This is a genomic window from Kitasatospora sp. NPDC004669 (genome assembly GCF_040609455.1).
Lineage (GTDB): Bacteria > Actinomycetota > Actinomycetes > Streptomycetales > Streptomycetaceae > Kitasatospora.
Window position 1 is genome coordinate 56,572 of sequence record NZ_JBEXKB010000042.1, and the last position, 15,389, is coordinate 71,960.

General features: G+C 69.9%; 14 protein-coding genes and 2 pseudogenes. 4 read left to right on the top strand and 12 right to left on the bottom strand.

The window, feature by feature from the left end; genetic code table 11:
- Window positions 1-61 precede the first annotated feature (61 nt).
- Window positions 62-607 carry a hypothetical protein gene (locus ABZW30_RS29715; RefSeq protein ID WP_355674289.1) on the top strand — a complete coding sequence of 182 codons (546 nt, stop codon included), beginning with the start codon at window positions 62-64 and terminating at the stop codon, window positions 605-607.
- Between the two features lie 646 nt (window positions 608-1,253).
- On the opposite strand, the gene ABZW30_RS29720 is transcribed toward ABZW30_RS29715, so the two are convergent.
- On the bottom strand, window positions 1,254-2,186 hold the full coding sequence (locus ABZW30_RS29720) for a TetR/AcrR family transcriptional regulator C-terminal domain-containing protein (RefSeq protein WP_355674290.1): 933 nt from the start codon (window positions 2,184-2,186) through the stop codon (window positions 1,254-1,256).
- 97 nt (window positions 2,187-2,283) lie between these two features.
- Between ABZW30_RS29720 and ABZW30_RS29725 the strand changes: the two genes are divergently transcribed.
- Together ABZW30_RS29725 and ABZW30_RS29730 are read left to right on the top strand one after the other, a co-directional pair.
- The gene (locus ABZW30_RS29725; RefSeq protein ID WP_355674291.1) at window positions 2,284-4,119 is read left to right on the top strand and encodes a right-handed parallel beta-helix repeat-containing protein; all 1,836 of its coding nucleotides are present in this window, start codon (window positions 2,284-2,286) and stop codon (window positions 4,117-4,119) included.
- 399 nt (window positions 4,120-4,518) lie between these two features.
- Window positions 4,519-4,653, top strand: a pseudogene (locus ABZW30_RS29730) (RacP protein); the annotation flags it as partial.
- Window positions 4,654-4,929: 276 nt separating this feature from the next.
- Here ABZW30_RS29730 and ABZW30_RS29735 read toward each other — a convergent pair.
- From ABZW30_RS29735 to ABZW30_RS29785, 11 genes and pseudogenes are all read right to left on the bottom strand, one after another.
- On the bottom strand, window positions 4,930-5,355 hold the full coding sequence (locus ABZW30_RS29735; protein ID WP_355674292.1) for a hypothetical protein: 426 nt from the start codon (window positions 5,353-5,355) through the stop codon (window positions 4,930-4,932).
- 717 nt (window positions 5,356-6,072) lie between these two features.
- Window positions 6,073-6,810: a hypothetical protein gene (locus ABZW30_RS29740; RefSeq protein WP_355674293.1), complete on the bottom strand. Its 738-nt coding sequence runs from the start codon at window positions 6,808-6,810 to the stop codon at window positions 6,073-6,075.
- Window positions 6,811-6,955: 145 nt separating this feature from the next.
- Entirely contained in the window at window positions 6,956-7,078 is a 123-nt protein-coding gene (locus ABZW30_RS29745; protein ID WP_355674294.1) for a hypothetical protein, read from the bottom strand.
- 166 nt (window positions 7,079-7,244) lie between these two features.
- Window positions 7,245-7,502, bottom strand: a complete 258-nt coding sequence (locus ABZW30_RS29750) for a hypothetical protein (protein ID WP_355674295.1) — start codon at window positions 7,500-7,502, stop codon at window positions 7,245-7,247.
- Window positions 7,499-7,717, bottom strand: coding sequence for a hypothetical protein (locus ABZW30_RS29755; protein ID WP_355674296.1), 219 nt, complete (start codon window positions 7,715-7,717; stop codon window positions 7,499-7,501). Before ABZW30_RS29755 ends, ABZW30_RS29750 begins: the two co-directional genes overlap by 4 nt.
- Before the next feature lie 551 nt (window positions 7,718-8,268).
- Complete coding sequence (locus ABZW30_RS29760; protein ID WP_355674310.1) at window positions 8,269-10,296, bottom strand: AAA family ATPase; 2,028 nt, start codon at window positions 10,294-10,296, stop codon at window positions 8,269-8,271.
- A gap of 942 nt (window positions 10,297-11,238) precedes the next feature.
- Window positions 11,239-11,772, bottom strand: a complete 534-nt coding sequence (locus tag ABZW30_RS29765; protein ID WP_355674297.1) for a hypothetical protein — start codon at window positions 11,770-11,772, stop codon at window positions 11,239-11,241.
- A 29-nt stretch (window positions 11,773-11,801) separates the two neighbouring features.
- A complete protein-coding gene (locus ABZW30_RS29770) occupies window positions 11,802-12,158 on the bottom strand; it encodes a NucA/NucB deoxyribonuclease domain-containing protein (protein WP_355674311.1) in 357 nt (118 codons plus the stop codon).
- A gap of 203 nt (window positions 12,159-12,361) precedes the next feature.
- Entirely contained in the window at window positions 12,362-12,832 is a 471-nt protein-coding gene (locus ABZW30_RS29775) for a DUF6193 family natural product biosynthesis protein (protein ID WP_355674312.1), read from the bottom strand.
- A 25-nt stretch (window positions 12,833-12,857) separates the two neighbouring features.
- On the bottom strand, window positions 12,858-13,424 hold the full coding sequence (locus tag ABZW30_RS29780) for an HD domain-containing protein (RefSeq protein WP_355674313.1): 567 nt from the start codon (window positions 13,422-13,424) through the stop codon (window positions 12,858-12,860).
- Window positions 13,425-14,167: 743 nt separating this feature from the next.
- Window positions 14,168-14,391 (bottom strand): annotated as a pseudogene (locus ABZW30_RS29785) (helix-turn-helix domain-containing protein); the annotation flags it as partial.
- A 130-nt stretch (window positions 14,392-14,521) separates the two neighbouring features.
- Here ABZW30_RS29785 and ABZW30_RS29790 point away from each other — a divergent pair.
- The gene (locus ABZW30_RS29790; protein WP_355674298.1) at window positions 14,522-15,367 is read left to right on the top strand and encodes an SDR family NAD(P)-dependent oxidoreductase; all 846 of its coding nucleotides are present in this window, start codon (window positions 14,522-14,524) and stop codon (window positions 15,365-15,367) included.
- Window positions 15,368-15,389 lie beyond the last annotated feature (22 nt).

The following is a 15,389-nucleotide window of genomic DNA, read 5'->3' on the forward strand; positions in this document are numbered from 1 at the left end:
TTCACCGGTTCGCCGGTAGATCGAACCCCGCCACTTCCCCCCGTCCCACGAGGAGCCTCTCATGACCGGTTTCGAACAGGCCCTGCTGGTGAACGTAGCCGTCCTGGTCACCACCCTGATGGCCGACCTCGGCCTGAAGCGGGTCACCCGCGGCCGGTTGACCCGGCCGCTGATCACCGCCGCCGCCATCGTGCCGCTGTTCATGCACACCGTGTTCACCAACGGCATCGGCCTGACCGTCGAGGTCCTCGGCGCGGCGGCGGGCATCCTGCTCGGCCTGGCCGCCGCAAGCCGCCTGAAGATCACGCGACAGGCGTCCGACGGCACCGTGTCCACCACCGGCGGCTGGGACTACGCCGCCATCTGGATCACCGTCTCCGCCGCACGGACGCTGTTTTCCTACGGCGCCTCCCACTGGTTCACCCAGAGCATGGGCCGCTGGTTCGTCCAGCACGGCGCACTGCCCACCCAGGTCAGCGCGATCGCCACCAACGGCCTGGTGCTGATGGCCGTAGCCGCAGTGATCACCCGCACCGTCACCCTGCGACTGCGCTCCCGCAACGCGCTCACCGCCGAGCCCGCCACGGTGCACCACCTGCACTCCTGAGCTTGAACCCGGCCGTCCGTCAGACGGGCGAGGCCGACGATGCGGGCGTCCCTGAGCGAGGCACGGCTCGAAGCGCCGTCCCTCGGCGGCCACGAGCACCTGGTGCTCGGGGTCGGCGCTCTCCGTCCGGACCTCGGTCGCGAGGCCGGACATGGCCAGCAGGCCCGCGAATTCCAGCACCGTGCCGTGGGGAACGTCGACGCCGAGCAGCCCGGAGGAGAACGCCTTCGGTGGCTCCCACTCCCACCCGTCCTGGAACCAGGCCGGGACGGTCACCGGGGCGGAGGTGCACTCCGACAGGAGCGAGCCCGGTGAGAAGGCCCGGCCGGCGCGTGGTTGCCCGGAAGCTTCCTCCCTGGCGAGGGGGGGTGTAACGGCGGCCGGTCGACTGCCGGAGTGAGCGGATGGCCTGTTTGCGCTTGCGGTCCTGCGTCATGACACGCTTCCTCCCGCGGCACGCCCACGCCCGCGCCCGCGCCGCAGCAAGGCGGTCAGGATCAACAAGCTCAAAGTGCCGCGCGAGTCCGGGACCCTTGTCCAGTACCGGGGCGTGGGTGTGCGTTCCGGCCGGGAGTCCGGCAGGCGCGCCTGCCGCGGGCACAACACAGCGCATCCCGGAGCGACGCCCCTTGGCCCGGCTTGTGAGCTAACGATTGGCCTGGCGGCGGCGGTAGGCGCGCTGGCGGCAGGCCCGGGAGCAGTAGTCGCGCGGGCGGCCCCGGGGGGTCCCTCCGAGCGGGGTGCCGCAGACCGTGCAGTGACCGACGGACGGGTGGTCCGGTGTCGGAGCACCCTTTTCGTCACTCTTTTCGCTACGGCGGCTCCGGACGAGCAGCTCGACGCCGTCGAGGGTACGGGCGAGCCCGAAGTCGAACGGATCCTCGGGCCGGTCGAAGCCGCCGGCCTGCCAGAGCCTGCCGAGGGTGGGATAGGCCGCCAGGTGCTCGATCAGGCCGTCCTGGCCGCGCCACCACTGCTCGTGCGAGACACCGGAATCCCGCTCCTCGCGGAGGAAGTCGTGCAACTGCCTGGCGGAGGTCTGCACGAAGCCCGCGACCAACGCGACCACCGAGATCACCTCGGAGGCGCGCAGTCCCGTGAGTTCGGCGATCCGCAGGCCGTGCTCGTAGTCGGCCATGATGTTCGGCCCCGGCAGCCGCCGGCTGCCCGAGGTGTGGACGAGCCAGGGGTGTCGCAGGTGGATCGCCCAGTGCGCCCGGGCCCAGGACTCCAGGGCAGCCCGCCAGTCGCCGTCGTCCTCGCCCTGCCGGGCGGCCGACTCGCCGACAACCGCGTCCCGCATGAGCTCGACCAGCTCCGCCTTGCCGGGGACATATCGATACAGCGACATCGTGGTGTAGCCCAGCCGCTCGGCCACACTGCGCATGGACAGCGCCGCGAGCCCCTCGGCGTCGGCGATCTCCACGGCGGCCCGCACGATCCGGTCCAGGCTGAGCCCCGCCCGGTCCCGGCTCCCGCCGGCACTCCAGAGCAGCTCGACGGTGCGGTCCGGATCGGCCGCGGCGTTCGCGGTGTTCGCGGCGACCGGATTCTCAGGGGCCGGATTCTGGCCAGTCACGCTCATCCCTCCTCGTCCTTGACACCCACCTTAGCCGGATGTTTATGGTGTACACGCCGTGTACGCCATAAACACCACCTCTGGGGAAGGTTGTCCCATGGTTGAGAACCAGTTCTACGTCGCGCCCTGGGGCCGGGATTCCTGGCCCGGCACGTTCGATCGGCCGTTCGCCACACTGCCCGCCGCGCAGCGGGCCGTCCGGGCCCGTACCGCGGCCATGGAGTCGGACCTCATGGTCTCCCTGCGGGCCGGGGCCCATGTGCTGACCGAGCCGTTCGTGCTGAGTGCCGAGGAGGGGGACTCGGGGGAGAACGGCTACCGGGTCGTCTACCAGGCACACGGCCATGGGACGGAGGAGCGGGAGGAGGCTGTCATCAGCGGCGGCCGCCGGATCACCGGCTGGCGGCCCGACCAGGCGGGCGCCTGGCGGGCCGAGGTCGGTGAGCTGGAGACCAGGCAGCTCCAGGTCGACGGCCGTCCGGCCCCGAGGGCCTCGGTCAGTCCCGGTATTCCCGGCGCCGTGACGATAACCGAGACCGGTTTCGTCACGGACAGTGCGATTCCGCAGAGCTGGCGGGATCCGGGAAGCATCGAGTTCGCCTTCACCGGCGTCTATCCGTGGTCCGAGGCCCGCTGCCGGGTGGCGGAGATCACCGGTGACGCGGACTCCAGCACCATCACCATGGCCCAGCCCGGGTTCGGGTGGGCCAAAAAGCTCTACCGGGCGGAGTGGACCGGTGAACTCCCGCCCGGGGAGGGCTCCTCGGGGGTGTGGGCGACCGTCGGCGCGCCGAGTTCGGCCGAGAACAGCATGAGCTTCCTCACCGAGCCGGGCAGCTTCGCTCTCGACCGGTCGGTGCCCGGCCGCCACATCCTCTACTACCTGCCACTGCCCGGGGAGGACCCGGCGCGGGCGGAGATCGTGGTGCCGGTGCTGGAGCGGCTGGTCGTCGGCCGGGGCACCGAGGAGCGGCCGCTGCACGACGTGACCCTGCGCGGACTCACCTTCGCGGACGCGGGCTGGACCGGGCCGAGCGGACCCGGAGGGTTCCTGCACTTCCACGGCAACAGCTACTACGACGGCGGCCCGCTGCAGGAGGTCGGGCTCGCCGAGGGCAACGCCCGGCTGGCGGTGCCCGAGCGCCCGGCGACGCTGCCGGCCAACGTCGAATTCACGGGCGGGGTGCGGATCACCCTGGCGGACAACAGGTTCACCCGACTCGGTGCCGGAGCGGTCGGCCTCTCGGGGCCGGGGCACGACAACGCGGTCCTCGACAACGTCATCGAGGACGTCTCCGGCAGCGGTGTGGCCGTCGCCGCCGGCACCGGCACCCGGGTGGAGCGGAACCTGATCCGCCGGATCGGCCGCGAGTACCACGGCTCGCCCGCCGTGTGGGTGGTGGACGCCCGCGACACGACCGTGGCGCACAACGAGATCCACGACGTGCCCTACTGCGGCATCATCCTGGTCGGCGGTGACCGGGCGGCCCGGGTGCAGATCGTCGGGAACCTGATCCACCACACCATGACGGTGCTCGCCGATGGCGGCGGCATCTACCTCAACGGGCGCCAGGGCTCCTCGTACGCCGGCGGCACCCTGGTACGCGGCAATGTGATCCGTGACACCGTCACCTCGTACAACTTCGGTCTGTACACCGACTACGGCGCCGCCTGGGTCACCGTGCTGGGCAATGTCGTCTACCAGGGGGACACGCCGGTCGTGCTCAGGGTGACACCGCCGCTGGAGAACGTGGCGTTCCTCGGCAACTTCTGGGACGACCGGCCGAAGGGCTATGACGACCCGCCCGCCGGGGTAATCGTCGCCGGGAACACGGTGCTGCCGAAGGACGGCTTCGAGCAGGCACTGGCCGCCGACCCCGCCGGGGCGGACATCCTGGCGGCGGCCGGCCGGGGCGCCGCCGCAGACGGCTGATCAGCGGGGGAAGCGCTGAGCCCCCCAGGGGACTCCCAGGGGCTCAGACGGGGCGCGAGGCTCAGCGCGACCACCTGTCCCCCGGTCCAGCGGCCCGGCCACGGCGACCGAGGAGGTGGCGGACTCCGGCCCCTGCCATCCGACCCGCACCCGCAACGTGGGTGCCGTCGCCATGAGTGCGATCGCGGCGTTCTCGCGACCGATCCGGACGCTCTCCTGCCAGGTGTCGAGGGCAAGGTCGAGCTCGGCGTTTAATCATTTGTGATGGTTCGTCACGGTTTGGTGCCCTTCTTGTGATGGGCAGGGCGGGCGTATGCCTCGCCGGTGGTGAGGACTCTGCCCACGTCGTGGCGGGGCGCCGGGCACCGGTTCCTGGATCCGGGCGGTCGGCCGGGGCCCCGACGGTTCATCACCGGCGTCGTCGCCCCGCACGCCGGCCTGCAGCCCAAAGGCCGCTGGATCAGGCACCTGAACACCCAGCTCAGCTCGGTGGAGTCCACGCTCGACGTGATCGCCGACTACATCGACGCCTGACCGACCCCGGGTCCGCCCGCCACCGGCGGCCGGACCCGGACCACCACCCGGGGAAGGAGGGTTCGTGACGCGCCGCCGCTGCTGTCCGTCGGTCGGACGGGGCAGCCGCGGCTACCGCGCGGCGAAGAAAATCAACGGCCCTCATCTTGAGCCATCGCGATGAAGATGGGCCTGACCTGGGACGACGCGATGTGGACTGTGTCCTCGACGCGGCGGCTCGGAGACCTTTCCGGCTGCGGAAAGTGTGTCACCCGGCGTGTCGCTCGCTCCCGAGGGTCAGCTGGACGATGTCTCGACTGTCACTCCGACGGAATGGTGTCGAAGCCGTGTGGCGACGAGTTCCATCTCGACGAACGTGCCCACGAGGCCGACCGTCTTCAACTCCTCCGCCATAGCCCGTGCTTGTGCCAGCGACAGGCCGTGCACCTCTCGAAGAGCGCGAAGGACGGGCACTGCGCTCGCCTCGGGCTCTGTCAGCCGGAGCCGGGCGGGTCCGTATGCCGCCAAGAGTGCCTGGCGGATCTCCTCCGGAGTCGCATCGCCGCTGTCCCGGTCGCACCAGCCGACGGGGCAGGCCTGGCAGCCTCCCTCGGTTCCCCAGCACAGGCGTCCATCGTCGATGGACTGGCCGGTGTTGAGTATCAGCACACCGCCGCAGGCCTCGCATCGCGTTGCGATATTCACTCCCTGGCTGATCACCATGCTCCTCATCATCGGATCTTGCCCCGCATGGTGCCGCGACAACTTCCCTTCGTCGACCGCATATCCTCGCCGATCTCCCGCGTGGCTGCGGGAACGGGTGCGGTCGCGATGCTGCGCATCAGCTTCTCAGCACGGGCCGATCGCCCTTGGAGCTGGAGGCTTCGCTGTGACGCGGAGGCCTCGGACGTCGGCAGTGCGTTGCTCACCGAGCGCGAGAGCGAGTGCTTGTCCGAGCTCGCGGTTCTCCGCTTCCAGCTGCCGGTTGCGCTCCGTAGCGGCCTCCAGGCGGCGGATCAAAGAGGCTTCGCACGTTAGGCAGGTGACACTCATCGAGAGGAGCCTCCGGAGGCGATGCTTCGTGTGCACGGAACATGAACACGTAGTACAGCACGGGAGGTTGACATCTCGTGTGTCGGGTCCTACCCGGGCACGGTTGCGGCGGTCCGCCAAGCCGTCAGCGCGGTGGGCGAGTTGGGGGGCGGGTGGAGGCCATGCCGCGCTGGACCTGTACGTCCGCGGGTGGGCGCGGCCGCTCTGCTCGACAGCCCCGCCTTGGGGACGGTGGGGCTGCCGTGCCGGGAATGCTGGACCCGCGCGTCGGCGGCGAACAGGCCTGCGGCCTGCGATCTTTCGGCCACGAACATGCCATACCGACGCCCTGCCACGATGGCTGTCGGTGAAGCCGCAGGTCCTGGTCGGGGCTTATGAGTCCGGTGTTCAGTCCGTGCGGGTGCACAGGTGAGCGGAGGGGCAGGCGGGGCAGCCGCGGACATCGACCAGGTGCGCAACGGCGTCGAACAGCTCCTGGGCGCGCGCCACGCTGCCGACGCCGTTGAAGGTGGCGTACTCCTCCGCCGTGCCGACCGTTCCGCTGGACAGGCGGGCGCGCAGGTACGCGAGCGCGGCGAACTCCTGGGAGTCCATGCTCAGCGGGTCGACCGGGATACACGTCTGAGGAACGAGCTCGCTCTCCATGTCCCCGTCGAACAGCCACGGCTCGCCGGGCCGGGACGGCTTGCCGACCACCAGGCGCAGCACCACTTCGTCCTCGTCGTTGGATTCCAGCAGGATCGCTCCGTCGGCGTGGAGTTCGTGGAGGGTGTCGCGCAGGTCGTGGTCGGCGTGGGGTTCTGCGAGGAGGCCGGCGAGGACGTCAACGGAGAGCGGGGACAACGACCCGTCGGGGTGACGCAGGGGAAGCACGCCGTGGTCGATGGCGAGGTCGAGGGCCAGTGCCTGGGCGGGGATCCTGAGGCCGTACCGGGGGCGCAGCCGGATCGCCCGGCGCATCATGTCGACCGTTTCCGGGCTGACGCGGGGATCGCCGGCGAGCCGGTCCGGGTCGATGTCGGCGGGGGCCATCCACTGGTCGTAGCCGGGCGGCTGGAGCTGCTGCAGGGTGTACTCGGCGGCGGCCCGCTCCCGGCGCGGCTTGCCCGGCTTCTTGCGTCCCACGGTGGTGCCCTTCCGGCTCAGCGTGCGGTGACCGGACCATTGAACACCCACCGCAACCGCCTGATTCCCCCGGGTAGCAGCGCTTGGACGCGGGTCACGGGCGGGGGGAAGGGGAGGTCGTGGGGGCCACGGTAGAGCTTGGTCGTCACTTGGTCGTCAGTCGTTCGCCGCAGCCGCCCGGCAGCAGCCCACACCAGAAGGTGTCCGCGGCGTGCTGCCGGCGGAAGGCGTCCAGTTCGATTGCCTTGAGCGGAAGGATCAGCGGCACCCCCGACGCCGCGCTGCCCAACACCGCCGTCTGGATTCGCCGCTTGCCACCCGGCAGCGATGACCCCCGAACTCGGGCCTGACCATGGCCACTTCATCGTGCCAGCGCGCCGTGCCGAGCACCGGGTAAACAGCACAAATCCCCCCTTCGGCCCGACTGCGAGGAATCAGGGTGCCGGTGGTGGCGTGACCTGGCAGACGACGAGCTCCAGACGCGGGACCACGTGGTAGGCGAGCAGGCCGCCGGCGACGTCGAGATAGCGCATCGGCTCCCTGCTGCCCTGATACGAGGTGCCGTCCAGGTAGAGCGCTTCCGCGGCGCGGACGAGTTCGGCGGCCCGCTGTTCGACGGCGGCCAGGAAGTCGGCCGGGGCACCGGCGGCGACGTGCTGCTCGCTGGGGAAGTAGTCCCAGCTCCAGGTCACTCGGTCACCGCCGCGTACGCGGCGCGGTAGAGCTCGGCGACGACGACGGCGTGCTCGCGGCACTCGGCAACGGTCGCGGCATGGTTCGCGAGGGAGTTCGCCCGGTGGTAGGCCTGGGCGGTGGCCGGGTGCCGCTCGATCTCCACGACGGCGGCCCAGTGCGCGACGAAGGCACGGATCGGCTGGACGCGGCCCGTGGTGATGGCCTCGGCCATCACCCTCGTCTGCCCGTCGACTCGCCGACTCCGTGAGAGCCCTGGCGCGCCCCAACGGGCTGACCTGACGCACGAAGGCCCGTCCCTTCCTGCCACCGGCCGCTCGGTGTCTCGTACTCGAACGTGAGGACGTCGGCGGTGAGCTCGGTCTGCCCCTGGAACAGGACGGTGGGGAGGACGCGGAGGTCCTTGCCGGTCCGGTTGGTGCAGACCAGTTTGAACTGCTTCGCCTCACCCCCCGCCGTGAAGGACGCCGGCACGCCGTCAAGCGTGACCTCCGGCCGGGCGGCGGGCGTGGGGGTCGGAGTGCTCGGCGGCGGCCTCAGAGGTGTCCGTCAATGCGAACCAAGCCCACGACGTTGCAGGTCCGCCAGGGCAGACGACGGTGGACAGAAGGGGCATCACAGGGCGGCCGGCTGCCCCCGCTCGCGCGGGGGTCAGCCGTGGGAGGGGACCAGGCCGAGGATGTCGAGGTCGTCCTCCCCGTGCGCGCGGGCCGGTGACTGTACCGCGCCGGGTGCGGACGCGGCGACGACGCGGGCGCCGAGTCGTCAGGCGGGCTGGACGGTGATGGTGCAGAGGCGCTTGGTGGCCCGGGTCAGGGCTACGTACAAGTCCCTTTCCCCACCGGGGCGGGCCGTGATGATTTCCTCGGGGTGCATGACGACGACCCCGTCGAATTCCAGGCCGCGTGCTTCGGACGCCGGCACGATGCGTGCGTGGTGAGCGATGCCCTGGGCCGTCAGCTCGCTCACCCTGGTGTCCGCGCAGATCACTCCCAGAAGCTCGCCCGGGTGCGCGGTGCTCTGGGCGCGGAGTTCCTGAACGACGGCGGTGACCAACCCGTCCGGAGGTGTGGTCACGGTGCGAGGGCTCTCACCGCTTCGCAGTGACCGTGTGGGCTTCTGGTCCGGAGCGATCCGCGTGAGCAGGTCCCGGACGCTCTCCAGGATCTCCTGCGTGGTGCGGTAGCTGACGGTCAGGTTGTGCAGTTTGAACCGCGGTCCGACGTGAGGGCTCAGTGCTTCCTTCCAGTCGCGTGCTGTCGCGACCGGGCCTGCCTGGGCGAAGTCACCCACCAGCGTCATCGCCCTTGCCGGGCAGCGGCGGACGATCATCCGCCACTGCATGGCGGTCAGTTCCTGAGCCTCGTCGACGACGACGTGCCCGTACGTCCGCTCGGGAGGGCCGTCGACCAGGCTCGCCGCCTCGTCCAGCAACGGCACATCGGCATCGGTCCACGGGTCGTCCGGATCGCGCAGCAGAAGGGACCGCTCCTGCGCGGTCAGGCTGGGCAGGCGCTCGGCGAGAGCGCCTGCGTTCGTCAGGAGCGCCTTCACGAGGTCACCGGGTACCAGCCGCGGCCACAACACCTCGACCGCTCGGTCGACGCCGGCGTCGTCGAGGAGATCGGCTCGGATGGCGTCCCGGTCCAGTTCGTGGACCGGACCCGAGTCGGCCGCACCTTCGGCACGGCGCTGGGCGGCTCCCGTGAACCGGTCGAGGTTGATGCCCGTCATCCTTTCGGCATCGGCGTCGATCTGCTCCAGGAGGTCGCCCATGTCTCGTTGCATCGCGTCGGTGACGGCGTCGGCCAAGAGCTCTTTGAACACTTGGCGCGCGGGGTTGTGCCCCGGCGCGGCTGCCACGGCGGCGTCGCGTGCCGTGGCGACTTCCTCGCCGGAGAGGTGAACCAGTTCCTGTCCGACCCGCACGGTGAAGTCACCGGCGGGGGCTTGGTGGACGCGCAGCAGGCCGGCCAAGGCGTCGGCGAGGTCGGAGCCGCCCTTGAGACGCGCCGTATCGAACGGGTCCACCGTGTCCGTGGACACTCCGGCCAGTTCCCGGCAGGTCGCCAGAACGACGTCGTTCTCTCCGAGCGAGGGAAGGACCTGGGAGATGTAGTCGAGGAACCGGGCGTTCGGGCCCACCACCAGGACACCCTCCTCCGAGGCGCGCGGGAACGCGTACAGGACATAGGCCGCCCGGTGCAGGGCGACCACCGTCTTGCCGCTGCCGGGCCCGCCCTGCACCACGGTCACCCCGCGGTGGGCGGAGCGGACGATCTCGTCCTGCTCGGCCTGCAGCGTCGCGACGGCCGCGTGCATCCTGCCCGTACGCCGTGCCGACAGAGCCTCGGTCAACGGGCCGTCCCCCACGACGTCCTCGTCGGTCGGGGCGGTCCCGTTTAACAGTTCGTCGCTCACCGAGACGACCGTGCGCTCCTCCAGGCGCAGGTGCCGGCGCCGCCGCAGGCCCATCGGGTGGACCGGCGTCGCCTCGTAGAAGGGCCGCGCCGCGTTCGCACGCCAGTCCACGAGCAGAGGCAGGTCATCCTCCTCCGTATACAGTCCGATCCGCCCGATGCGCAGGGCCGTGCCATCCGTCCAGTCGATGCGCCCGAAGACCAGCCCCTTTTCGGCGCCCTCCAGCCGGCCGATTTCCTCGGCCAGACGCTCGGCGGCGATTTCTCTCTCGTATGCCTCACCGGCGCTTTCCGCCGGGGCCTTCAGCACACTCGCTCGGTGTACCCGCGCCTCGGAAAGCCGCTCGGTGAGCAGCTCATACAAGGAGGACACATAATCTCGCTCCGATTCAACCGCACGCGCAGCGGGATCATTCTTTTTCGACAACAGAGGGCTCCTTCGATTCGAGCCACACCCTACGGCCAAATTTCCCTGAAGATAAGTCTTGACTTACTTGTGAGGCTATGGCCCTACGACTGAATCCATGACGGCCGACCGTATGGCGTATCACGCATTTCGCCGTTCCATATATCGCTAATTGCGCTCCCGATGCCCGCCTGCCTTATGGGCGGGCCCGCCCCTGGATGCCGGCGATGTTTTGCCGCGCTCGGGAAAAGGGGGAAGATCCGGCGAGGCGACCGGCACCATCGAGCTCACTGCCAGGGGGCATCTGGTCACTTCGGCTGGCGACCCGACCGAGGAGACGAGCACAGAATGGGTTAAGCCCTCGACGGTCCACCACTGCCCGACCCGTGCCGACGACCCCATCTCAGGACCGCAGCACCACGCCGCCGTCGGTCGCGGCCGCCCCGGAGAACGGATCGGTGAACTCTCACCCCGTTCGCCGCCGCGACGCCCGGCGGGAGGCCCGTCCGCGCCCGGACCATCCGACCCGGCCCCGCCCAACCTTGACCCGCCGATCTTCGGCCTCCGCGTCTTTGATGTCGTCAAAGGATGGCGAGCTCAAGCGATCAGTGCATCACTGCTGGTCAGTAGGCCAGCATTGCTGGACCGGCTTGAGGAGTACGCGCCGGACCTAACGGCCAACGACTGATCAGCGAGAGGGCCTTCAACCGACAGCCCGGCACCCTCGGGTGCCGGGCTGTTCTGCTGCCCACAGGGAGAGCCGTGCCCACATCCGCCGCGCCGCAGGCGTCGTGGCGGATGGGCCGAACGATCATCTGGCGGCCTCCTGCACCGGACCCGTGCCGACCTCGGCGTATCGCCGAGTACGTGTGTGGTGCCGTCAGCGGGCGACACCACACACCGCCGTGCTTATTCGTCGTCCTCGTCGTCCTCCGACTCTGCGACCCACCATAGGTCGATTCGGTAGGACTCCAGGATCTCTCGGTGGGTCGCGAAGACTTCCTCTGAGTTGCGTTGGCCTTCTGGGGTAGCGAGTTGGGCGCGCAGGCTGTTCTGATGGTCCTCGGCGGCCCCGCGCCCCTTCCAGGAGACACGGCCGTCGTAGACCCCCGGGCGGGGCAGTTGGAAGTGACCGGCGATATCCGGGGCGAACGCGCGGATGACCACCTCGCCCGTGGCACTGTCCAGCACCGCTGAGCGTTCGCCGTCGGCCGCCCAGGTCCTGTCGGCGGGCGCCGGGCCGTCCCACACCCGCACCAGGACCTCGGCGGGGGCGATGCCCTGGAGGCTGTGGAGGTAGATCTGCGCGCCGGTGCCCGCTACCACCGTGTCCCGGCTCTGTCGGACGGCTTCGGAATCCGTGAGGTAGGCGTCGGAGTCGTACACCTCGATGAGGCCGTTGTCGGGCCTGGCTTCGGTGCGGAACTCGTACAGGATCGGCACTGGTTGTCCTCCGGCGTCGGCAAGTGCGGCTACGGGACGATCGTGACGTAGAACGGGTCGTTGTCCAAGAGCCGGTTCGTCTCGAAGACGGCCTTGATCATGTTGCCTCCGCTGCCGTTGTCCTTTCCATCGATCAGCCGCGCGGAGTAGCGGTTGTCTCCCTTGTTCGCGCCTTCGTACGTGGACGAGAACGGGCACTCGTCGCATTGCAGCCCCGAGTTCGCGCAGTCATCCCAGACCTCACGGCAGGTGGCTATCGCGACGCTGCGGTTCTCGTCCTGCTTGTCGCGGTCGATGAGCCGGTGCAGGGGCTGCTTCGCACCGGGAACGCTCTTGCCGTTGAATGACGGGAAGGTCCGCTCGGGGTTGTTCTGGGCGTCCCTGATGTGCGGCGCGCTCTCCTACCCGACCGGGCGGACGGCTTCGACGCCCGTGACGAGGACGTGGCCCACCTCTCCCCGTTCGTACGGCACCACATCAACCTTCACGGCCGCTACGCCTTCGAAGCCACCTCGCTGTCCCAGGGGCTGCGGTTCCTGCCTCCCCGAGGACACCGACAGCGAGGAGTAGAGCTCCTCGGGTCCCCGCGTCAGCGGCTGACCTGATCGCAGGCGACAGCCGGGCCGAGCCCGGCTGGGAGGTTGTCGACGACGAGGGACACCGCGACCTCCGCAGTGTGGGCGAACCCGATGACGTCAGAACTTCGAGGACGGCGAACGCGGAACCGCCCGTCATGAAGAGGATCGACCGACGGTGCCTGGACTGACCACGGGTAGCTCGTAAAGCTGCTGAAGTTCAGGCTGAAATGGCTGGTGAACGGGTAAAGCTGCCGCAGCTTCGGTTCCGCTCCAGCCGCCTCGATCAGGGACACGATGTCCGGGTAGGTGCTGCCCGGGTGCAGGACCTCGTGCCGTTCGTGATGCCACTGCCAGACGAGCAGCAGTTGCTGCCAGCGTGCCTCCACGGCCGCTGCAGGTCCGAGCTCGCGGGCCGCGGCGAGATCGGGAAGCTGCGGCTTCGGCGGGATGCTCGGCGTGTGGCCGGGGCCGTCGGGGCTCATCGTCACGGTGTCCCGCCACCTTCTCTCAGTCGTGGATCGGGACGGATGCCTGGAACGCCAGGCGACTGTCGGCGTCGTCGCCGATGCGGGAGAGGACTTCGTCGAGTGCGATGAACTCCTCCCATGCCGCCCCGCCGGTCGCTTCGGCCAACCGGGCAACAACGAGATCCTCCAGGTCGGGGACACGCTTGTTCTTCCAGATCTTGTCGGCGAGGCTCACCAGGAGGTCCTCCAAACCGACCCGCGACTCTGTCCACGACGCATGTGTCGCGGCGAAGCGGGCGAGCTCCGGGCTCACGCCGCGGCCAAGCAGAAGACCCTGTCCAGCCTCCTCGTGCGCTGCTCCGGGCCCAGAAAGCTCGGAGACGTGCACGGTCTTCCCGATGTCATGTGTCGCGGCCCCGAAGAGCACCGCCTCGCGGTCGAAGAGCAGAGCTGGGTAGCGCTTCGCCAGCCAGTCGACCAGCTGGTGCGCGACATCGTGGACGGCTCGCAGGTGGGCTGCCAGCCGCGGCGGACTCCCCAGCTCGATCAGGAGCTCCACGACGCGATCGGGCAGCGGGTGCAGCGGTGGGTCGACGGTGCAGCTCATGGCCCTCGACAAGGCGGTGTCGGTCGTCACCGCGTCAGGGTACTGACCGCGGCCCACTTTTGTGTCCGTCAGGGGATCCCTCACCAACCGAGGTTCTCACCCCCACTGGTGACCCGGCCGTGGGAGGCCGGCCGCGCCGGGGCCACGGCGCGGCTGCGTTGGCCGGCGGCCCGGTGGTGCTGTGGTGGGGCCGCCGTGCCGGGAATGCTAGACCCGCTGATCGGTCAGTGGCCAGGGCTTTGACCTACAATCTTTCGGTCGCGGACATGCCATTCGGCGGCGCGGTCTCAGTTGCCTGCCCGCCAGATGCCGAGGACGGCTTCGCACAGGCGGTCGAACCCTTCTTCTGCATGGCGGTGCTCCCCTTTCGTGGCGGCGGCGGGGGCCGGCCGCTCCCGGCCCCGTCGAGGGGAATCGTCGGCCGCCGCGGCTGTGGACAGAGAAGTTGCGGAAGGTCCATGGCTTTCCTCCGGGAGAATTCGCCGGTCGGTCATAGAAAAAGTCCCGGCCGCCTCTTCGGCGGCCGGGACTGGCCTTATTTCGCGTGACTGAGCGCTTCTGTTGGCGAGTTGAGACCCGTGTACCGGGCCGCGTGAGCCATACGGGCCCGGTGAGAAACCCGGCGGCAGGCCGGGCATCTTGTGCCGCCGGAGTTGCTGCTTGCCGCCGGGCTTGGGCGGTGCCGGGATGGGCTATCGGCCTGTGCCGTAGCGGAGCCCGTCGAGGAGCAGGTCGAGGAGGCCGCTGTCGCAGACCCGGGCCAGCTCGTTGCGGTAGGCGGCCTCGACCAGTGCCTCGCGCGTGGGGAAGTGGCGGTAGAGCGTGGCCGAGCCGACGCCGCGGCCTTGGCGATCGTGTCGATCGGAACGTCCGCGCCCTTCTCGGAGAACGCGCGCACGGCTGCTTCGAGGATGCGCTCCCGGTTACGGCGGGCATTGGCACGCAACGGGCCCGGCTGGGTGGTCAAGGCCGCCCCCCTCGTCTGGGATCAGACCAGCTGGACAACCGGGGAGTTCCCCGCTTACGGTTGAAGAGAATCGGGGAACTCCCCGTTTACGGGTGCCGCCCGTTACGCCCCACAGGCAAGGAAGACCCGCATGACCTCCCCGAAGACCGTCCTGATCACCGGCACGTCCTCCGGTATCGGCCTGGCCGCCGCCATCGGCGCCGCCCGGGCGGGCTGGACGACCATCGCCACCATGCGCGACACCGGCAAGGCCGAGGCGCTCCTCAAGGCCGCCGCCGAGGCGGGTGTGGCCGACCGCATCCAGGTCAAGCGCCTGGACGTGACCGACCCCGCAAGCATCGCCGCCTGCCTGGACGAGGTGATCGCCGAGCACGGCCGCCTCGACGCGCTGGTCAACAACGCCGGCGCCGCCCACCTCGGCACCATCGAACTGATGAGCGTCGACGACGTCCGCGCCGCCATGGAGGTCAACTTCTTCGGTGTGGTGGCCGCCACCCGCGCCGCCCTGCCCCACCTGCGCGCCACGCGGGGCCGGGTGATCACCGTCTCCAGCGTCGGCGGCATGGTGGGCCAGCCCTTCAACGAGGCCTACTGCGCGGCCAAGTTCGCCGTCGAGGGCTTCATGGAGTCCCTCGCCCCCGTCGCCGCCACCGTCGGCGTCGACGTCACCGTGGTCGAACCCGGCGCGGTCGCGAGCGAGTTCGTCGCCAACCTCAGCCTGGACCTTCCCGCCCTGCTCGCCGAGGTCGGACCCTACGCCCCCGCCCTTGAGGGGTACATCACCCGCACCCGGGACATCTTCAGCCACGCCCAGACCCCGGCCGAGGCCGCCGCCCCGATCATCGACGCCCTGACCGCCGACCGCCCGCCCTTCCGCGTCCAGACCTCCGAGTGGGCCCGCGACTTCGTCGCCACCACGCTCGCCGACCTCGACGGCTCCGCCGTCCAGACCCTCACCGGCGCCTGGGTCCGCTGAACCACCCCCCAGAACAGGAAGG